Origin of the sequence: Rhizobacter sp. Root1238, assembly GCF_001425825.1 — a bacterium.
GTDB lineage: Bacteria > Pseudomonadota > Gammaproteobacteria > Burkholderiales > Burkholderiaceae_C > Rhizobacter.
This window is the reverse complement of record NZ_LMDM01000026.1, coordinates 25,776-44,570: the sequence shown is the minus strand read 5'-3', so window position 1 is coordinate 44,570 and position 18,795 is coordinate 25,776. Positions and strand designations below refer to the sequence as shown.

Annotated in this window: 19 protein-coding genes; 11 read left to right on the top strand and 8 right to left on the bottom strand. The window is 69.4% G+C overall.

Annotated features, from left to right (window positions below):
* The first annotated feature begins 81 nt into the window (after positions 1-81).
* The 11 genes from ASC98_RS19980 to ASC98_RS19940 all read left to right on the top strand — a co-directional run bounded on the left by ASC98_RS19980 (position 82) and on the right by ASC98_RS19940 (position 8,746).
* On the top strand, positions 82-531 hold the full coding sequence (locus ASC98_RS19980; protein ID WP_162249218.1) for an HrpB1 family type III secretion system apparatus protein: 450 nt from the start codon (positions 82-84) through the stop codon (positions 529-531).
* Positions 532-544: 13 nt separating this feature from the next.
* On the top strand, positions 545-967 hold the full coding sequence (locus ASC98_RS19975) for a hypothetical protein (protein WP_162249217.1): 423 nt from the start codon (positions 545-547) through the stop codon (positions 965-967).
* A 25-nt stretch (positions 968-992) separates the two neighbouring features.
* Entirely contained in the window at positions 993-1,799 is an 807-nt protein-coding gene (sctJ, locus tag ASC98_RS19970; protein WP_369820412.1) for a type III secretion system inner membrane ring lipoprotein SctJ, read from the top strand.
* Positions 1,799-2,539 carry a type III secretion protein HrpB4 gene (locus tag ASC98_RS29660; RefSeq protein ID WP_082541607.1) on the top strand — a complete coding sequence of 247 codons (741 nt, stop codon included), beginning with the start codon at positions 1,799-1,801 and terminating at the stop codon, positions 2,537-2,539. Before sctJ ends, ASC98_RS29660 begins: the two co-directional genes overlap by 1 nt.
* On the top strand, positions 2,497-3,285 hold the full coding sequence (gene sctL / locus ASC98_RS29655) for a type III secretion system stator protein SctL (protein ID WP_082541606.1): 789 nt from the start codon (positions 2,497-2,499) through the stop codon (positions 3,283-3,285). Before ASC98_RS29660 ends, sctL begins: the two co-directional genes overlap by 43 nt.
* A 2-nt stretch (positions 3,286-3,287) precedes the next feature.
* Complete coding sequence (sctN, locus tag ASC98_RS19965; RefSeq protein WP_056810237.1) at positions 3,288-4,610, top strand: type III secretion system ATPase SctN; 1,323 nt, start codon at positions 3,288-3,290, stop codon at positions 4,608-4,610.
* The gene (locus tag ASC98_RS19960) at positions 4,607-5,125 is read left to right on the top strand and encodes a hypothetical protein (protein WP_162249216.1); all 519 of its coding nucleotides are present in this window, start codon (positions 4,607-4,609) and stop codon (positions 5,123-5,125) included. Before sctN ends, ASC98_RS19960 begins: the two co-directional genes overlap by 4 nt.
* Entirely contained in the window at positions 5,118-5,936 is an 819-nt protein-coding gene (sctT, locus tag ASC98_RS19955) for a type III secretion system export apparatus subunit SctT (protein WP_235581328.1), read from the top strand. The genes ASC98_RS19960 and sctT overlap by 8 nt, the downstream gene beginning before the upstream one ends.
* A gap of 31 nt (positions 5,937-5,967) precedes the next feature.
* A complete protein-coding gene (locus tag ASC98_RS19950) occupies positions 5,968-7,644 on the top strand; it encodes an HrpF/NolX family T3SS translocon protein (protein WP_056810233.1) in 1,677 nt (558 codons plus the stop codon).
* A gap of 212 nt (positions 7,645-7,856) precedes the next feature.
* A complete protein-coding gene (locus tag ASC98_RS19945) occupies positions 7,857-8,273 on the top strand; it encodes an antitoxin Xre/MbcA/ParS toxin-binding domain-containing protein (protein WP_056810272.1) in 417 nt (138 codons plus the stop codon).
* Entirely contained in the window at positions 8,270-8,746 is a 477-nt protein-coding gene (locus tag ASC98_RS19940) for an RES family NAD+ phosphorylase (RefSeq protein ID WP_056810232.1), read from the top strand. The genes ASC98_RS19945 and ASC98_RS19940 overlap by 4 nt, the downstream gene beginning before the upstream one ends.
* Before the next feature lie 72 nt (positions 8,747-8,818).
* On the opposite strand, the gene ASC98_RS19935 is transcribed toward ASC98_RS19940, so the two are convergent.
* The 8 genes from ASC98_RS19935 to ASC98_RS19900 all read right to left on the bottom strand — a co-directional run bounded on the left by ASC98_RS19935 (position 8,819) and on the right by ASC98_RS19900 (position 18,719).
* Complete coding sequence (locus ASC98_RS19935) at positions 8,819-9,280, bottom strand: SMI1/KNR4 family protein (RefSeq protein WP_157597682.1); 462 nt, start codon at positions 9,278-9,280, stop codon at positions 8,819-8,821.
* 442 nt (positions 9,281-9,722) lie between these two features.
* Positions 9,723-11,606, bottom strand: coding sequence for an RHS repeat-associated core domain-containing protein (locus ASC98_RS32140; protein WP_082541603.1), 1,884 nt, complete (start codon positions 11,604-11,606; stop codon positions 9,723-9,725).
* A 98-nt stretch (positions 11,607-11,704) separates the two neighbouring features.
* Positions 11,705-12,415 (bottom strand): hypothetical protein, encoded by a 711-nt coding sequence (locus ASC98_RS30655; protein WP_056810223.1) that lies wholly within the window; start codon positions 12,413-12,415, stop codon positions 11,705-11,707.
* A gap of 6 nt (positions 12,416-12,421) precedes the next feature.
* Entirely contained in the window at positions 12,422-13,489 is a 1,068-nt protein-coding gene (locus ASC98_RS19920) for a TAXI family TRAP transporter solute-binding subunit (RefSeq protein ID WP_056810221.1), read from the bottom strand.
* A 29-nt stretch (positions 13,490-13,518) separates the two neighbouring features.
* A complete protein-coding gene (locus ASC98_RS19915) occupies positions 13,519-14,112 on the bottom strand; it encodes a hypothetical protein (RefSeq protein ID WP_056810218.1) in 594 nt (197 codons plus the stop codon).
* Positions 14,109-16,046: a SulP family inorganic anion transporter gene (locus ASC98_RS19910; protein WP_056810215.1), complete on the bottom strand. Its 1,938-nt coding sequence runs from the start codon at positions 16,044-16,046 to the stop codon at positions 14,109-14,111. Before ASC98_RS19910 ends, ASC98_RS19915 begins: the two co-directional genes overlap by 4 nt.
* Before the next feature lie 33 nt (positions 16,047-16,079).
* Entirely contained in the window at positions 16,080-16,823 is a 744-nt protein-coding gene (locus ASC98_RS19905) for a response regulator transcription factor (RefSeq protein ID WP_162249215.1), read from the bottom strand.
* 504 nt (positions 16,824-17,327) lie between these two features.
* Positions 17,328-18,719, bottom strand: a complete 1,392-nt coding sequence (locus ASC98_RS19900) for a sigma-54 dependent transcriptional regulator (RefSeq protein ID WP_056810270.1) — start codon at positions 18,717-18,719, stop codon at positions 17,328-17,330.
* Positions 18,720-18,795: the final 76 nt, after the last annotated feature.

Sequence of the window (18,795 nt, the reverse complement as noted above, 5' to 3'; positions counted from 1 at the left end):
CCCCCTTTTCCCCAGCAGTACTCCCGGGGCGCCGGGTCGGCGGCGCCACCTTTTCCCTGAATTCGCCTGAAGGATATGACCATGTCCGCTCCCAAGCTGCCGAAGTGGCAAACCGATCTGTTCGCAGCGGTGTACACGCTGGCGACCGACATCGCGCCGCGCGCCGACGTGGCAGCGGTCCTGAAGCTGATGTCCGCCGTGCACCCGAACCTGCCGCAGCTGGCGGCGGCCGAGGCGCGGATCCTGATCCATGCCGGCGACCTCAACGGCGCCCGCTCCGTGCTGGAGCGCACCGAACGGGCCCACCCGTCCAACGCCGTCATCAAGGCCATGCTGTCCTTCTGCCTGTACGTGCAGCAGGACGGACTGTGGGAGGCCTATGCCGAGGAGGCGCTCGCGCTGCCGCACGACGCCGCCGCACGCGGAATCATCCAGGCGGTGGAAGCGAGTTCGAACAAGAAGATCCGCGTGCTGTCCCAGGACACGTCCGCGCATCTGTCGATGCTGCCCCCCATGGCCATGGTCTGCTGAACGGAGCCTCATCATGATGGACGCCATCTCCCCCATCGGCCCGGCCGAGCAGGCGCTCAAGGCGCTCGCCACCCACGCCACGCAAGGCGCCTCGGGCGCGATCGTGCCGCCGGCCCAGGCCCCGGTCACCCCCGAGATGCAGCAGCGCTTCGAATCGCTGATGCAGCGCAACACCGACCACGCCGCCGCGTCGGTCAGCCACCCCGGCAACGTGATCCAGCACGTGATCGAGCGCCAGCAGGGCGACCTGCAGCGCGTCGAAGGCCAGGTCGAGAACTTCCTCGCCGCGGCGCCCGGCATGGGCGCCTCCGAGGTGGTCGCCGCATCGATGGCCGTCAGCCGCAACGTCGCGGTGACGAACCTGAAGCTGCAGATCGCCACCTCGATCACGCAGGGCTCGAACAAGAGCCTGCAAACCCTGTTGAAGAACCAGTGACCTCACGGTCCTGAAGGAGCCCATCGTGCCGATCCTCGTGCCGTCCCCCCTGCCGACCCTCGCCATCCCGCAGATCCGGACGGCGCGCCCGCCGGCCTTCCTGATGCGCGCCCTCGCGCTCGCCGCCTGCGCACTCGCGCTCGCCGGCTGCAAGCAGGACGTCTACACCAAGCTGACCGAGGCCGACGCCAACGACATGCTGGGCGTGCTGCTGGTCGCCAACCTCGACGCCGCCAAGTCCAGCCCCGACGGCAAGACCTGGAACGTCGCGGTCGAGACCGACCACATGGGCCGCGCGCTCGCGGTGCTGCGCGCCAACGGCCTGCCGGCCGAGCGCCGCGCCAACCTGGGCGACATGTTCAAGAAGGACGGCCTGATCTCGACGCCGACCGAAGAGCGCGTGCGCTTCATCTACGGCGTGTCGCAGGAACTCGAGAAGACGCTGTCGAGCATCGACGGCGTGGTCTCGGCCCGCGTGCACGTGGTGCTGCCCAACAACGACCCGCTGGCCGAGCATGTGAAGCCGTCGAGCGCGTCGGTGTTCATCAAGCACCGCGCCGAATCGAACGTGGCCACGCTGGTGCCGACGGTCAAGAACCTGGTCGTGCGCAGCGTCGAAGGCCTGTCGTACGAGAACGTCAACGTGACGCTGGTGGCCGCGGCCGCGCTGCCCGAAGCGGCCACCGCCGCGATCGCGCAGCGCAGCGGCATGTCGCCGGTGCTGGGCCTGTCGCTGCTGTTCGGCGCGGCCGGCTTGCTGGGCGGCGGCTTCCTCTTCGCCCGCCGCCGCGGCCTGCTGAAGCCGGCGAACGCCGCCGCCGGAGCCGCCTGATGGACGCGCTGCCCGCGTCTGCCGAGCCCGTGCCGCTGCTGCGCCACCTGCTGGCGACCGCGCGCGCCAAGTCTGCCGACATCGCCGCGCAGCTGCACCCGGCCTGGGTGCAGGCCGCCTGGCAACGCATCGGCTTCGACACGCCGCCGCCCGCCGCCGGCGCGCGCGGCGAGGCCGCGCTGGCGGCGGCGCTGGGTTCCGTGTATGGGCTGCGCTGGGCTTCGCTGGCCGGCTTCCAGCACCGGGCGCACCGCATCGCGCTGCTGCCGCGCGACCAGGTGCTGCGCGTGCTGGCCGCCGTGGCGCTGCATGCCGAGCGCGAGCGCGTGCGCCGCTGCATCGGCCGCGGCGCGCGCCAGGCCGTCATCGAGCGCATCGGCGAGCCCGCCTACAACGAGCTGCTGGCCGCACCGCGCACCACCGGCAACGACGGCGCGGGCGCGCTGTCGGCGGCCGACCTCGACCCCGACCGGCTGGCCGCCGCCGGCTACGCCCGCCTGAGCGAGCGTCGCGAATGGCAGTGCCGGCACGCGCTGGCCTGGGTGCGGCTGGCACTCGCGCCGGGCAGCACGCCGGGCAGCACGCAGAGCGACCCGTCCTTCGCGTTTCCATCCACGTCTTCTTCCGCCGCCCCATCGGGCTCGCCCACCGGCGATTCAATGATGGCTCGACTTCCCCACTACTTTCCGGAGCATGCATGGCTGTTTGGCTCACCCATGGACCGTGCACTGTCGGCCTAGACGACGGCGTGCTGCGCGCGCAGGACCATGCGCGCCTGGTGTCGTCGGCCGAAGTCGCCGCGACGATCGACGCCGAGCGCGAGCGCGTGCTGGCCGAGGCGCAAGCCCAGGCCGATGCCCTGCTCGCCGAGGCGCAGGCGCAGGCCGATGCGCTGATGGCCCAGGCCCAGGCGCAGTACGACGGCGCCTGGCAGCAGGGCTTCGACCAGGGCACGCAGGACGCCGCGGCGCACTGGGCCTCGCAGCAGCTGCAGGCCGCCGAATCGCGCCGGCGTACGCTGGTGCGCCAGAGCGAGCGGCTGTCGGGCATCGTCTCGATGGCGGTGGAGCGGGTGATCGAGCAGGAAGACCGCTCGGCGCTGTACCGCCGCTCGCTGCGCACCATCGCGAAGCTGGTGAAGGACTCGCCGCTGCTGACGCTGCGCGTGCCCGAAGCCGACCGCGACAACGCGCAGCGCGCGGTGGCCGAGCTGAGCGCGCAACTGCCGCAGGGCACGACGATCGAGGTCGTCGCCGATGCGCTGATGCCCGAAGGCGCCTGCCGCTTCGAATCGGACAGCGGCGTCATCGATGCCGGGCTCGACACGCAGCTGGCGGCGATCCGCCGGGCGGTCGAACGCGCGGCCCGCGAGATGGCGCAGGCCGGCGACGCTGACGAACGCGACTCGGGCGACGAGGTCGCCGACGAAGGCGTCGACGAAGCGATCGACGACACCGCCACCGAAGACCACCTGGAAGCCGCCTGACCATGGACACCAGCTTTCAGCGCTTCGTCAGCACGCTCGAACAGGAGCTGACGCATGAAGACGTGCTGGCCCGCACCGGCCGCGTGACCGAGGTGGTCGGCACGCTGATCCGGGCCAGCGGACTGGACGCCAAGGTCGGCGAGCTGTGCGAGCTGCGCGACCCGCGCGGCCGCCTGCTGCAGCGCGCCGAGGTGGTCGGCTTCGGCAAGCACGGCGCGCTGTTGTCGCCGTTCGGCTCGATGGGCGGCGTCTCCGAAGGCACGCAGGTGGTCGGCACCGGCCGGCCGCTGTCGGTGCGCGTCGGCCCGCAGCTGCTCGGCCGCGTGATCAGCGGCCTGGGCGACCCGATCGACGGGCTCGGCCCGCTGCTGGGCGACGAGGAGCGACCAGTGTTCGCCGATCCGCCGGACCCGATGAGCCGCGCGATGATCGAGCACCCGCTGCCCACCGGCGTCAAGATCATCGACGGGCTGATGACGCTCGGCGAAGGCCAGCGCATGGGCATCTTCGCGCCGGCCGGTGTCGGCAAGAGCACGCTGATGGGCATGCTGGCGCGCGGCGCGCAGTGCGACGTCAGCGTGATCGCGCTGATCGGCGAACGCGGCCGCGAAGTGCGCGAGTTCATCGAGTTCATCCTCGGCCCCGAAGGCATGGCCAAGTCGGTCGTGGTGTGCGCCACCTCCGACCGGTCGAGCATCGAGCGCGCGAAGGCGGCCTACGTGGCCACCGCGGTCGCCGAGTACTACCGCGACCAGGGCCAGCGCGTGCTGCTGATGATGGATTCGCTGACGCGCTTCGCACGCGCCCAGCGCGAGATCGGACTGGCCGCCGGCGAGCCGCCGGCCCGCCGCGGCTTCCCGCCGTCGGTGTTCGCCGAACTGCCGCGGCTGCTGGAGCGCACCGGCATGGGCGCGGTCGGCTCGATCACCGCGCTGTACACCGTGCTGGCCGAGGACGAGAGCGGCGGCGACCCGATCGCCGAGGAAGTGCGCGGCATCCTGGACGGCCACATGATCCTGTCGCGCAAGATCGCGGCGAAGAACCAGTACCCGGCGATCGACGTGCTGGGCAGCCTGTCGCGGGTGATGACGCAGATCGTGCCGCCGGAGCATGCCGAGGCGGCCGGCCACCTGCGCAACCTGATGGCCAAGTACGACGAGGTCGAGATGCTGCTGCAGGTCGGCGAGTACCAGGCCGGCAACGACCCGGTGGCCGACCTGGCGATCGAGCGCGTCGGCGAGATCCGCGCATTCCTGAACCAGAAGACCAGCGACCTGATGCCGTACGAGGACATCCTCGGGCACCTGGCGGAGGTGGTGAGGTGAGTGCGGCCCCCGTCAAGGCCCTTCGGACCTTGGTGAAGGTCCGCAAGCGCCAGGGCGAGCGACTCGAAGCCGAGGTGCAGGCGGCCCGCAAGCAGCTTGCCGAGCTGGAAGAAGCGCGCCGGGCCGCTGAAGGCGAACTCGCCGCCTGCCGTGCCGACGAAGCCACCGCGCGCGACGAACGCGATGCGCTTCTGCGCACGTCCTTCACGCCGTACGCGGTGCGTGCGGCGGACTATCGCATCGAGGACCTGAAAGGCGCGACCGCGCAGGCCGAGAAGGTCCTGGCCGACAGCCACAAGCACGTCGAGCGCCAGGCCGCCGTCGTGAAGACCGCGCAGGCCGCGGTGCGCCGCAACGACCAGCGCATCGAGGGATTCGAGCAGCGCATCGCGACCATCCTGCGCGAGCGCGAGGCCGCGATCGAGGAGCTGGCCGAGGAAGAGACCGAGGAGACCGGCGCCGCGCGCTTCGTCGCCCGCCAGCGCGCCCAGCGCCAGGAAGCCGCCCATGGATGACATGCAAGGCCTGTACGAGGTGGCCGCGCGCACGCTGCACCCGCTGGAGGACCTGTTCCTCGCGACCGCGCTCGCGAGCCTGCGCCTGTTCGCCGCCTTCAACGTGCTGCCGCCGATGGGCGACCAGTTCGTGCAGGGCTACGTGCGCGCCGGCCTGGTCGTGATCATCGGCGGCTTCGTCGCGTTCGGCCTGCCGCCCGATGTCGCGAGCAACCTGACGGCCGGCCAGTGGGCCGGCTTCGCACTGAAGGAATCGATGATCGGCCTGCTGATGGGCTTTGCCGCGTCGACGGTGTTCTGGGTCGCCGAATGCGTCGGCGCGATGATCGACACGCAGGCCGGCTACAACAGCGTGCAGCTGACCAACCCGATGAGCGGGCAGCAGAGCACGCCGGTGTCGAACCTGCTGGTGCAGCTGGTGATCGCGGTGTTCTTCGCCCTCGGCGGCATGCTGGTGTTCATCGGCGCGATCTTCGATTCGTTCCATGTGTGGCCGCTGTTCGCGCCGATGCCCGACCTGGCGAAGGTGCCCGACCTGTTCATCGTGCAGCAGACCGATTCGCTGATGACGAGCACGATCAAGTTCGCCGCGCCGATGATGCTGGTGCTGGTGCTGATCGACCTGGGCTTCGGGCTGATCACGCGGGCCGCCGACAAGCTCGAACCCACCAACCTCAGCCAGCCTGTCAAGGGCGCGGTGACGATGCTGATGCTCGCGCTGCTGATCGGCGTGCTGGTCAGCCAGGTGCGCCACCTGCTGCTGCCGACCGGCCTGCTGCAGCAGCTGCAGGGCAGCCTGCAGGCGCGTTGATGCCCCACCCCATTCCCGACGGAGGACACCCATGAACATGATGGTCGACAACAAGGCCTGGCTGCACGGCCGCATCGGCGTCGCGGTGCCGCCGCAGGGCAAGCTCGGCGGCGCGCCGCAAGGCGGCGACCCGATGCAGTCGCTCGCGCAATCGACGATGGGACAGTTGCCTCCGCTGTCGCTGCCCGGTGGCGACGACGACGATGGCGAAGGCGGCGGCGCACAGCTGCTGAAGGGCATGATGGGCGCGGTGCAGCAATGCGGTGCGCAGCAGGCACCGGCGATGCAGAAGGCGACGCAGCGGCAACAGCAGCAGGTGCCGCCGGCGCCGCGGCCGGTGTCGGCCGAGCAGAAGGCCGCTCGCATGGATGCGCTGTCGACGCTGGAGCGCCATGAAGGCGCGTTCAGCAAGCACGGCACCAAGATCTCCGACATGGAGAAGATGGCCAAGGACGACAAGACGCCGCCGGACCTGCGCAAGGCGCTGAACACCGTGCTGTCGGACACCGGTCCGGACAATCTGCGGGACAAGCTGGACGGCGCCAAGAACGGCAAGCTCGACCACAAGATCAGCTCGAAGGACATCCAGAAGCTGGCGGACGACCCGGAGCTGAAGGCCTACAACGAAGAGAAGGCGAAGGGCTACGCCGACAACTACATCCCGTCGGGCGACAACGGCAAGACCACCGAGGGGCGGCCGATCACGAAGAACGATGCCGAGAACGAGCTCTACAAGTACGCCGACTACCTGCCGAAGAACATGTCGCTGGACGAACTGCACAAGATCGTCGACGGCAGCTCGCACACCGGCAAGTGCCCGCCGCAGCTGATCGCCGCGGCCAAGTACTTCACCGACCATCCGCAGGAGTGGAAGGACCTGAACAACGGCAAGGACAAGGTCTCGCACGCGAGCATGGAGGACAAGATCGCGGCCAAGGGCCAGCTCGACGCCGACCAGAAGAAGGCGCTGGACCGCATCGATGCCGACCCGAACGGCGCGTTCGGCAACAAGTTCAACCGCGACAAGCTGCAGAAGATCGCCGACGACCCGAAGGCCGCGCCGGAAGACAAGGAAGCGGCGAAGAAGTTCCTCGAGGACCCGGTGCTGTTCGGCAAGCTCGACAACGCGAAGCAGGGCCGCGACATCCATGGCGCCAAGAAGCTGTGGCAGCAGTCGGACGACGGCACCATCAGCCGCGACGACATCAAGGCCTTCAACAAGCACCTGGAGAACAAGGAGGTCGCGACGACGCCGGCGAATGCGACGCACAAGCCGAAGAGTGCCGAAGACAAGAAGGCGGTCGGCGACATGGTGGCCGGCGAGATGGACCAGCCGGACCAGAAGAAGGCCAAGGGCGGCGGCTTCAAGAAGTTCCTGCAGGGTTGCCTGAGCGTGGTGTCGAAGATCGCCAACGTGATCTCCAAGGTGGCCGAGAAGCTCGGCAGGGTGCTGCCGCCGCCGTTCAACCTGGCGGCCAAGGCGGTCGCGGTCGGATCGCGCGCCTGGTCGGAAGGCACGAATGTCGCGGCGACGGCCATCCAGGGCGGCGATGTGAAGAAGGCCCTGCGCGACGCCGGGCTGGACATCGCCGGCACCGGGCTCAACGTGGTGACCAACACCAGCGCCGGCAGCATGATCACCGGCGGCGTGAAGGCCGGGCTGAACGGGGCGGGCGGCGAGAAGCCGAAGGCGGCGGATTTCTTCTGATCCACCGGGGGTTGGAACGCGCCAGGAGAATGAACTACCATATGGCGCATTCCGATCAACCATTTGGATGAATCATGTGTGCTGCCGCTGTGCGCGCCCGGCCGGCGCTGAGTTCTCGACGGCCCGGCGACTTCTGGTCCGTGCAAGGGGGCGCGCAAGCGGCCGGTGCCAAGGCATCCCGCAAAGCCTTCGGTGACTTGGTCGAGCGCGTGATGAGCTCGACCGGCATCGTGCTGTTCGACGCCGTGGAAGCCGGCGTGCCCACCTGGCTGGTCGACGTGATCGCGGGAGCGACCGGCCAGTCGGCGTCGACCGTGATGGACATCATCGGCGTGTCGCCCACCACCTTCCGCCGCAAGGACGAGGCCGGCGAGTTGCTGCCGGACGTTGCCGGGCACCGCGTGATGGGCCTGCTGCGCGTGGCGGCGACGCTGCGCCGCCTGCTCGAGGAGAGCGGCGATCCGGAACTGCTGAAGGCTGTCGACCTGGACGCCTGGCTCGCCGACTGGATGCACGAGCCGCTGCCTGAGCTGGGCCGGCGGACACCCGCCGAACTGCTGCGCAACCCCGAAGGCCTGCGTGCCGTCGAGCAGGTGCTCGAACGCATGCGCGGGGGTTTGCCCGCATGACGGTGGCGCTGTGGCGCATCGCCACCGACACGCCGCAGTGGAGCGCCGACGACCTGACGGGCAAAGGGGCGGCGAGCCGCGGATCGCGCTGGAATCATCCCGGCGAGGCGCTGACGTTCGCGGCAACCTCGGTGTCGCTGGCAGCCTGGGAGACACGGGCGCACATCGGCCAGATCGCCGGCAAGCTGCCTTGGAATCGCTTCCTGGTGCGCATCGACGTGCCCGATGCGGTGTGGGCCGCGCGGCGGGTGCTGCAACGGCCAGTGAGCGTCGGCTGGGATGCGATCCCCGAAGGAATGGTCTCGCGCGCGCTCGGTTCGGCATGGCTGGGCAGCGCAGCCTCTGCGCTGCTGGTCGTGCCATCGGTGATCATCGACGAAGAAGACAACGTGCTGATCAACCCGGCGCATGCGGATGCTGTTGCGCTGACGGCGACGAAGGTGCGGCGGTTCGTTTACGACCACCGGGTGTAGCGCGAAGTCAACTGCCTTTTTGCCAGCGATCGGCGAGGAATGCCTTCGTCGCATGCATTTCCGGATTGGAGGTCATTGAGACTGCCACTCATATGGCCGCGTTGCCAGCGAGGCCACCCAATCAACCAGCTTGTAGTCGCGACGGACAAGCTCTTCGACAAATCCGGAGAAGCTCTCTGAAATGATTGAAAAAGCGGGTTCGGATCGCGACAAGAAATAGATGCGACCCGAAGCATCGAAAGCATAGAAGTTCCCCAGGAGATCCTGCGCGAAACGAGCGCTACCTTTCAATTGACCGCTCTCTATGGCGGCGAACCATTCTTTGCGGAAGCTAATTTCTTCATTGAGGTCTCCGTAACCCAGCGCGAGGAGCCACTCACGGAGATCGTCGGGCATGGGCATCCCGATTCTTCTTTCCACGGCGCGGAGTTCGTCAGGCGAGACAGCCGCATATGGGCTGAACAGCGCTCGATGTCGAAAGAAGGCCTTCCGGCTGGCCGAACGTACAACTTTTGTCAGTGAGCTGATGTCCATCGTCAGTTTCCGCATTCACACGCGTTCAAGGCGGCAGAAGCGCCTCCATACAGCGCCGCGCCTGGCGTGTAAGGCATGCGATTTGGCAGCCTTCGCCATGCAGGCCATGTCTTGTACGTCCCACCGATGCCTGCAGCAGTTGCGTCCATGAGGTCGTGAAGATCCGGTCTCGCGCCCGTTGTCGGAATGTAGTCGCCGTTGGCTCTGTTGCCAGTCCTGCTCCACCAACTCCCGCGCTTCCAGCTTGCTGGTGTTCCTGAATGCGAGAAGTTGCTCCAGTTGTTCGGGCTGGCGTGGCGCGCGAAAGATCTCGTGCCTGCAACATAACCAGAGGACATCGCTGCGACGATCCCCGCAACCTCTCCGGCTGTGTACCACCTCGAGCATCGATTGACACCTTCGATGTCCAGGAAGGTTCTGGCCTGTCTGGTCATGCCGAAGGTCACGACGTCACCAAAGCCCCCGCCGAAGTCGACCAATTGTTGCGAAGGGGACCATCCGCCAGCCCAATGGGATCGCTCTGCGTGTACCTCCCGTCCACCGGGTTGTAGTACCGATTCCAGTTGTAGAACAGCCCACTCTCCGCATCTGCCACCTGCCCCGGGAAGCGCAGGCTGAACGCGAACGGCCCGCGCCCTTCCGGGTTGACGATCGGCGCCGTCGTGCCGAACGGCTCGGCCAGCCAATGCCAGCGGATCACGCCGTCGGTGTCCACCACCGCCCGCGGCGCATTCAGGTGATCGGCGTGGATGTGGAACACCAGCGGCGACCCGTTCGCATCCGCCGGGTTCGGCATGAGGACCACGATCGGGACATTCTGCAGCCACACGTATTCGCGGATCGCCCGGCCCTGGTGGTCGTACTCGCCCAGCAACTGCCCCTCTTGGTCGTGCACGTAGACCACCGTGCTCTGCGGCCCGGTGCTGTTCACCTTGCGGATGCGCTGGCCCAGCGCGTTGTAGGTGTAGGTCGTCGTGACGCCACCCCTCGTCAGCGTCGCCAGTTGCCCGGCCAGGTCGTAGGTCGCCGTGTAGCCGGCGCTGTCGCTCGTCGTGTTGCCGGCGCCGTCGTGCGCCAGGCTGCGCGCCGGGTTCGTCACGCCGCGCAGCCGATTGCTCGCCGGCTCGGTGTCGTAGCGGCTGGGCACACCATCCAGGCTCACGTTTGCGCGGTTGCTGTTGGGGTCATAGGCGATCGACCAGCTGGTCGTCGCTGTCGACACGTTGGTGAGCCGGTCAAGTTCGTCGTAGCCGAACTGCTGGTCGAGCGCCGGCTGCGCGCCGCCACCGACCTGCTGGTGCGTGAACGCGGCGATGCGGTCCTGCGCGTCGTAGCGCACATCGCGCAGCACCCGGCCGATCGGGTAGCGCACCATGCGACCGCTCAGGTCGAACATGCGCTGGTGCGGCACCAGACCGGCGCTGGTGTGCCACTTCCACCCGTTGATGCCCATGCCGAATGGTGCCCACTGGATGTCGCTGACGAGCGGCACAGGCAGGCTGGCGCCGTCCTTGGCGAGTGCCATCGACGTCGCCTGACCCGCATCGCGCGAGATGACCAACCGGCGCCCGGAGGGATACGTGATGCCCTCGAGGTTGCCAAGCGGGCGCGCATACCCGACCTCGAGCCGCACGGTGCTGCTGTTCGCGCCCACCGCAGGATCGAGCCATTGCGTGTGGACCGAGACATCCCCCTGGTCGTCGTAGCCGTACCGGTCTCCTCCGGATCCATGCCGCATGCTCGTGAGCCTGCCGATGCCGTGCGGAAACTCGGGGCCTCGTTCGCTGTAGGTCCAGATCAGCGCCGGATCGCTGCGGCCGCTCGCGCTGAACTCGGTCCGCGTCAGGCGCTCGCTGGCGTCGTAGGTGTAGCTTGTCAGCACCCCGCGGCTGTCGAGCGCGGTCTTCACCAGCATGGTTCCGGGCACGTAGGTGAACACCGTCGTGCCGGTGTCGGGGCTCACGATCTTCAGCAGGTGGCCCACGCCGGTGCGCTCGTACGAGGTCTCCAGGCCGCGCGGGTCGATCACCTTGTTGATGTACGGCGTCATGCCCCAGTACTCGAAGCGGATCGCGCCCTGCTTCGCATCGGTGATCGACTGGATCCGGTGGACGCTGTCGTACGCGATCGACGTGCTGTCGCCGCTCGCGCCGCGAAGGATCTTCGTGACGTGCCCCATCGCGTCGTACTCGTAGCGCGTGGCCGGCGAAGGTGATACCGGTGGCGGTGTCTGCGCCAGCGCGGCACGGGGGAAGGTGCACAGCAGAGAAGCGCACGAGAATGAACAACCGATCACCGTCCACAGCCCGGCGCGCACATGCATCATGAAAGACCTCCCTGGTCCGTTCGTTCAGGATGCGGCGCAGTCTAGAAATTCGGCTCCCTGCGGGTCAACCGGTTCAGATGAACCTCTCGATCGGCGCGTCAGCCCTGCTGCTGCGGCTGCGCTTCCGCTGCCTGCGCGAACGACTGCCCGGCCGCCTCCATGCGCGCGTTCAGCTTGTCGTTGATCTGGCTGAAGGTGTCGAGCATCTTCTCCAGCGCGTCCATCAGCTTTTTCGGATCGCTCTTGTCGGCGCCCTGTTGTTGCAGCTCGCGCAGCTCGTGGGTCGCCCCCTCGAGCTGGTCGATCAGCTTCGACAGTTCGGGATCGCCGGCGCCGGCGCCGGACGCCGCGGACGTGGCCTGCGCCTGGCTGCCGCCCTGCCCGATCGGCTTCAAGCCGCCGAGTGTCGGGCGGGTCAAGGCCATGCTCGAGTTCGGGCCCGGTCGCCCGAACGGCGACGCCGTTGCCGGCGGCCGCGGCGGCAGCTTCGGCGGCCCGCCCGCTCCACCGGCCTGGCTGTGCAGCACCAGCGCCTGCGATCCGCCTTCGCCGGGCGATGCGCCGTCGCGCCGCACCGGCGGCGGCAGGCTCGCCGAACGGGGCCGTTGTGCCGCACTGGCCAGCGGCGCCGCACCGCCCTCGCGCCGCAACGGGCCGCCGACCGCCGCGTCGCGCTGCGATGGCGTCGACGGCCGCGGCGTGATCGCCGGCCGGTTGCCCGGCACCGACCCCGGCGTGACGCCGGGCCCGATCGAGTTCGACCGCTGCAGCCGCGGAGCGTTGCCGAGCGGGATCTGCGGCGGCGGCATGTCCGTTCAGCGCGATGCCACGCGGCACAGGCCCAGCACTTCGCGGCTCTGCGAACAGCTCGATGCCACCGAGGCCTTGCCTTCGGACGCGACGTTGTGCGCCGGCTCGGCCTGGGTGTCGCAGTGCGACAGCACCTTCTGCGTCGGCGCGTAGTACGACCAGCCCTTCGGCAGCTGCGGCGGCGCGAGGCTCACCTCCTGCCACTTTGCATGGCCTTCGGTCTTCAGCTTCTCGAAGTTGCTGCACATCGACCTCGCAAAGCGCGTCAGCGAGTCGCGCACGCCCGGCGACTGGTAGTCGTAGGTCACCAGCATCGACTTGACCGACAGCGAGGTCGCGTCCTGCGTCAGCCAGTTCGGGTAGCTGGTGGCGCGGATCGTCGCCGGCACGTAGGTGCCGTCCAGCGCCTGCGTCTCGGGTGCCGCGCGGTCCAGCGTCAGCAGCTTGATGTACTGCCTCGCCTCCGACTTCATGTCGGCGAACAGCTTCGCCGGCTGGCCGGCGACGATCACGACCACGTCGATCGACTTGTCGGTCGCGAGCTTCACCAGCGCCTCCTCGTTCGACAGGAAGCTGGTGTTCTGCTCCAGCATCGGGCTGCCGAACATCGCGCGGTACAGCGTGGTCGCGGTCAGTGCGGTGCCGCTGCCGACCGGGCCGACGTTGATGCGCTTGTCGCGCAGCTCATGGATCGAGCGCAGCGGCGAATCGGCGCGCGCGACGAAGTAGATCTCCTCGTCGTACAGCGGCATCACGACGCGCAGCGGCTTGATCAGCCGGGCGGCCTCGGCATCGCCGGCATTCGCCTGGTCGAGGTAGGCGCGGTACACGTCGGACTGCACCAGCGCGAGCCGCACGCCCGGCTCGGAGCGAAGGCGGCGCACGTTCTCGGCCGAACCCCTGGAGGGCAGCACCTCCAGCGGCAGGCCGGCGGGTTTGCCGATCAGGCGCGACAGGTCGCGGCCGATCTCGATGTAGGTGCCGCGGTCGGACCCGGTGACGATGCGGTCGCCGGCGGCATGGGCACCCAGCGAGGCCAGGCACAGGGCAGCAGTCAGAAGAAGTTGACGCATGGATTTCTCCGTTGAACGGTGGACGGCGCTCAAGGCGCCGGGAGCTCGCACAGGCCGAGGGCCCGGCGAGCAGGGGGACAGGAATCGGTGGATGGGGCGGGCTGCAGTAGCGCGACGGTGGCGGTCGGGATGGCAGCGGGCGTGGGAACAGGCGTGGAAACGGACACCGCAGCGGACACCGGCACCGGTTCAGCCGCCGAGACCTGCACGGCCGGGGCCGGCGGTGCGACTGCCGCGGCCGACACGACCGGCGCCACCGGCACGAGGGTCGCGACCTCCGGCATCCGCGGCGCCACCGGCCGCGAGCCGCTGAACGACATCGCGAACGACGCCGCACCGGCCGCCAGCCCGCCGCCCACCAGCCACGGCAGCAGCCGGGCGTACGAACGCGCCGGCCTGGCCGCCGCGGCCCGGGCCGCGGTCGTCTCGCGGCGCGGCGCGGCCGTCGTCAGCGCGGCGATCTCGTCGGGCTTCAGCATCTGCAGGGTGGGCACGAAGTCGGTCTGCTCGTCCTCGGCATCGGTCGAGGCCAGGTCGCGGTCGAGTTGCGCGTCGAGCCGCGCCAGCATCGAGACGAAGGCGTCGCGTTCGCGCGCGCCGGCTTGCATGGCGGCGGCGCTCACGGTGCGCTCCGGACGATGTCGACGCGCTTCATGCCGGAGAGGAAGGCCTCGCGCACACGGCTTTCGTCGAGCTGGCCGGCCAGCACGTTGCAGAACTGGTCGCGGCTGGTGACGGCGGCTGCAGCGCGGCGCACCAGCACGTCGGCGATCGGCCCGATGTGCTCCGCCAGCAAGCGGGTCGCATGGTCGATCACCGCCAGCGGCAGGGTCTGCGCATCGCGCCGCGCCCGCTCGGCTTCGAGCTCGCGCAGGCTCTGCGCATCGGTGCAGTAGTTCACCGCATCGCCGATGTGGCCGAACACCAGGCAGGGCCGCAACGGCGATTCCATCTCGGAGATGCGCTCGCCACCGACCACCAGCAGCTGGCGCTCGTCGCGCTGCATCACCGCGGCGCAGCGCGACAGCGCCTTCGCCGCGGTCAGGTCCAGTCCGCCGCTGCGCGTCAGGTCGAGCACCACCTGGCGCGAACTGATGTTCACCCGTTCGACTGCATGCACCGCGGCCTCGACGGTCGCGAAGAACAACGGCTGGCCGATCTCGATCACCGGCACGTCGCGCGAGCTCGTCCTGCCCATCGGCACGCCGACGATCGTCGGCGCCATCGCATCGGTGGCGTTGTATTCGCGGCGTACCAGGCTGTCGCGCATCTGCACGAAGGCCAGCACCGAGGCGGCGACCACGCCGGCGCCCACCGCGACCAGGATGTCGGCCGACAGCAGCAGCACGCACACCAGCGCGACCACCGCGATCTCGCCGCGCATGCCGTGCCGGCCGGCCTGCCATTGCGCCAGCAGCTCGCGCACCGGCGGCACGGCGATCTCGCCTGCCACGCACAACATCAGCGCGGCGACCACCGCCAGCGGCACCTTGACGATCAGCGAGGCGAACAGCAGCGTGCCCAGGCCCACCAGCATCGCCGACGCGAGCGCCGAACTGCGCGAGCTGGCACCGGCCTTGATGTGCACCGACGAGGTCGAGGTGCCACCGGCCACCGGCAGTCCGCCGGCCAGCAGCGACACCAGCGAGCCCAGCGCGCCGGCCAGCAGCGCGCGGTTGGCATCGAAGCGCTGCGTGCCGAGGTCTTCGATCTGCATCGCCGAGGTCAGCGTCTCGACCGAGTTGACCAGCGCGATCACCACGGCGAAGGCCAGCACGTCGAGCCAGCGGCCGGGCGGCCAGCCGTCGACGAACTGCCCGACGAGGCGCGACACCGGCAGCAGCGGGCCGCCAGCCAGGTCGATGGCCGGCAGGTGCGGCAACGCGCCCGGCGCGCCGAGGTCGACCACCAGCGCGATCAACAGGCCGGCCGCCAGCCCGGCGAGCATCGCGCCGCCGGCGCCGTAGCGGGCGCGCAGCAGCGCGAACACGCCGAAGGTGCCGATGGCGGTGCACAGCGGCGCCCACGGCCGCAGGCGGTCCGGCGCGGCCACCAGGTCGGGCAGCTCGGACCACACCAGGCGCAGCGCCAGCGCGATCACCAGGCCGGCCGTCACCGAGGTCGGGATCAGCCGGATCAGGCCGCCGAGCCGCAGCGCCGCGAAGGCGAGCTGGAACAGCATGGCGATGAACAGGCACAGCGACAGCAGCGCGAGCACCTGCGGCAGCCTGGTGCCGTCGCCGGCCGCGAACGATGCCGCCGCCGCCGCGATCACGACCGCGACCGAGGCCCGCGGCGAGAAGATCTGCGTCGGCACCGAGCCGAGTGCGCTCGCGACCAGCGCGCCGAGCGACGCGGCGATCAGCCCCGACAGCACCATCGCCGACACCACGCCCGGCCCCATCGACGAGATCGAACCGGCCGCCACCGCGCCGTACGACACGGTAGTGATCAGCGACAGCAGCGCGGACAACGAAGCCCCTCGCACGTCGCCCCAGGGCAGCGGGACGCGGTCGGGACGCAGGCCGTCGAAGGTGGAGTGGGTGTGGGAGCGCATGGTGGTGTGGGCGGTGTGGTGGACGGTGGTGATCTAGGCGTGGAGCGTGGCTTGCCCCGCCAGCCCGGAGGCGGCTGCCGGCGCAGAAGAGGGGCCGCTGGCGGAGCGCGGCGCGACGGCCGCGTCGATGCGGTAGCCGCTGCCGTAGACGCCGCGCAACGCGAGCGCTTCGCCGGCACAGCGCTTGAGCTTGCGGCGCAACTGATAGATGTGCTGCTCGATCGAGCGGCCGGTGATGCCGGCGTCGGCGCCCCAGACGTCCTGCGCCAGGCGGGCCCGGGTCACCAGCTGGCCGGCGTTCTCGAACAGCAGCTGGGCGAGCGCCAGTTCGCGGGCGGTCAGGCCGACGCGCTGCGAGCGCGAGACGATCGCGCAGGCGCTGCGGTCGATGCTGCAGCCGGCGACGCTCAGGCCGGCCTCGGCCGGGGCGGGTTGGCGGCGGCGCGCGGCGGCGCCGATGCGCGCCAGCAGCTCGGCGCCGCGCACCGGCTTCGCGACGAAGTCGTCGACGCCGGCGTTCAGCACGCGGGCGGCCGTCAGCGGGTCGGTGCGACCGAGGGCGACCAAAGTCACTTCGGGGTTCAGCCAGTTGCGGCGCCAGTCGACCAGCGCGGCGCAATCGGTGGCGGGGTCGTCGACGTCGACGACGATCAGGCCATGGTCGTCGCGCTTGATGCCGCGCAAGAGCGTACCGGTGGACGCATAGACCTCGCAGTGGAAACCGGCGCACTCCAGTGCGGTCCGCACGACCAGTTGCGTGTCTTTGTCTTCGATCAACAAGGCTGCTTTGTTCACGAGACTCCCCTATGTGTTGAATGATGTCTGACGGTCTCGTTTCGCAAGCCATGTGCCACGAAGCGATGTATGGCTGTGCGACGGACCCGCCGCTTGCAAGCGGTTTCAAATCGCCCTGCAAGTGCTTGATTCATCGTGGCCCGCGTGGAAACGAACGGGCGTGCGGGTGCCCGCCCGATGCGCGTCCGAAGGCGGACGCGCCGGCGGGGCGAATCAAGTTTGAGAAGGGAGGGGCGAGGTCTCTCTCACGACTGCGACGTTCATCGAACGTCGCGTGACAGGACCGTTTCGCCTGGACTAACGATGCCTGCGGGCAGGCCTTCGTGCCGGCGTGCCGCCGGATGCCTGTCGGCCTCTGCGGCGAACGGATCGCACCCGCGGTTCGTGCGCTGAATTCCGCTTATCGGACGCGAGCTGCGCGTCCTTCATGACCACGATGTTCGGCCTCTGCGCAGCGCGCGGCGCAAAGGAGTATCGGGATTCGCCTCAGCCGGCCGGATCGGTGCCCGGATCCTTGTACGCCGACGGGTCGACCGCCAGCGCCTTCAGCTTGCGGTACATCGTCGCCGGCGTCAGCGACAGCTCGGCGCAGGCGGCCTTCACCGAGCCGCCGTGGCGGCGCAGCGCTTCTTCGAGCAGGCTGCGCTCGATCATCGCGACCGATTCGTCGAACGAGCGCGGCGCCGAGGCCGTGGGCTCGCCGTCGACGAAGATCGGCAGGCCGAGGACCATCCGCTCGGCGCAGGCCTTCAGCTCGCGCACATTGCCCGGCCATCGCGATGCGAGCAGCGCCTGGTGCTGGTCCGGCGTCAGCGACGGCACCGGCATCTGGAAGCGCAGGCTCGCCTGCTGCAGGAAGATCTGGAACAGCCCGAGGATGTCGCCCAGCCGGTCGCGCAGCGCCGGGATCTTCAGCGACGCCACGTTGAGCCGGTAGAACAGGTCGGGCCGGAACTCGCCCTTCTTGGCCAGGTCTTCGAGGCTCACCTTGGTGGCCGCGACGACGCGGAAATTCACGTGGATCGGCTTGTTGTTGCCCAGGCGCTCGATCTCGCGCTCCTGGATCACGCGCAGCACCTTGGCCTGCAGCGCCAGCGGCATCGCCTCGATCTCGTCGAGGAACAGCGTGCCGTCCTTCGCATGCTCGATCTTGCCGATGCGCTGCTTGCCTGCGCCAGTGAAGGCGCCGGCCTCGTGGCCGAACAGCTCGCTCTCGAACAGGCTCTCGGGAATGGCCGCGCAGTTCAGCGCGACGAAATTGCCGCTGCGCCGGCCGAAATCGTGCAGGCAGCGCGCGACCAGTTCCTTGCCGGTGCCGGTCTCGCCGTGGATCAGCACGTCGACCGGGGTCGGCGCGAGGCGCAGGATCAGGTCGCGCAGCTCGCGCACCGGGGCCGCGTCGCCGCGCACGATCTGGTCGATGCCGGACGACTCGGCCAGCCGCGTCTTCAGGTGGCGGTTCTCCTGCACCAGCCGGTACTGGTCGGCGGCGCGCTGCATCACCGCCAGCAGCCGCTCGCGGCTGAACGGCTTCTCGAGGAAATCGTAGGCGCCGGAGCGGATCGCCTGGATCGCGGTCGGGATGTCGCCATGGCCGGTCATCAGCACGACCGGCAGGTCGGCGTCTTTCTCCCGGGTGCGCTGCAGCACGAACAGGCCGTCGGCCTTCGGCAGCCGCAGGTCGGTCAGCACCGCGGCGGGCGCCACGGCGGCCATCTGCTCCATCGCCGATTCGGCGTCCTCGAACAGGCTGACCTGGTAGCCGGCCAGCTCCAGCGCGCGCTTGACGCTGGCACGGAAGGCTTCGTCGTCCTCGATCACCAGGATGCGCGTCACCGCCGTGGCGGCAGCGCCGGCGGCTGGGTCGTTGTCTTGCATGGTCTTGTCGGGAATCGAGGGCTTCACGTGTCGGTCGGCGCAATGCAAGCAATGCGGCCATCGTAGCGCCCCGCCG

Coding starts and splice junctions, on each gene's coding strand:
- ASC98_RS29660 (WP_082541607.1), top strand. CDS start 1,799: ATGGACGCGCTGCCCGCGTCTGCCGAGCCCGTGCCGCTGCTGCGCCAC.
- sctL (WP_082541606.1), top strand. CDS start 2,497: ATGGCTGTTTGGCTCACCCATGGACCGTGCACTGTCGGCCTAGACGAC.
- ASC98_RS19900 (WP_056810270.1), bottom strand. CDS start 18,719: ATGCAAGACAACGACCCAGCCGCCGGCGCTGCCGCCACGGCGGTGACG.
- sctT (WP_235581328.1), top strand. CDS start 5,118: ATGGATGACATGCAAGGCCTGTACGAGGTGGCCGCGCGCACGCTGCAC.
- sctN (WP_056810237.1), top strand. CDS start 3,288: ATGGACACCAGCTTTCAGCGCTTCGTCAGCACGCTCGAACAGGAGCTG.
- ASC98_RS19980 (WP_162249218.1), top strand. CDS start 82: ATGTCCGCTCCCAAGCTGCCGAAGTGGCAAACCGATCTGTTCGCAGCG.
- ASC98_RS32140 (WP_082541603.1), bottom strand. CDS start 11,606: ATGATGCATGTGCGCGCCGGGCTGTGGACGGTGATCGGTTGTTCATTC.
- ASC98_RS19910 (WP_056810215.1), bottom strand. CDS start 16,046: ATGCGCTCCCACACCCACTCCACCTTCGACGGCCTGCGTCCCGACCGC.
- ASC98_RS19935 (WP_157597682.1), bottom strand. CDS start 9,280: ATGGACATCAGCTCACTGACAAAAGTTGTACGTTCGGCCAGCCGGAAG.
- ASC98_RS19945 (WP_056810272.1), top strand. CDS start 7,857: ATGAGCTCGACCGGCATCGTGCTGTTCGACGCCGTGGAAGCCGGCGTG.
- ASC98_RS19940 (WP_056810232.1), top strand. CDS start 8,270: ATGACGGTGGCGCTGTGGCGCATCGCCACCGACACGCCGCAGTGGAGC.
- ASC98_RS19975 (WP_162249217.1), top strand. CDS start 545: ATGATGGACGCCATCTCCCCCATCGGCCCGGCCGAGCAGGCGCTCAAG.
- ASC98_RS30655 (WP_056810223.1), bottom strand. CDS start 12,415: ATGCCGCCGCCGCAGATCCCGCTCGGCAACGCTCCGCGGCTGCAGCGG.
- ASC98_RS19920 (WP_056810221.1), bottom strand. CDS start 13,489: ATGCGTCAACTTCTTCTGACTGCTGCCCTGTGCCTGGCCTCGCTGGGT.
- ASC98_RS19950 (WP_056810233.1), top strand. CDS start 5,968: ATGAACATGATGGTCGACAACAAGGCCTGGCTGCACGGCCGCATCGGC.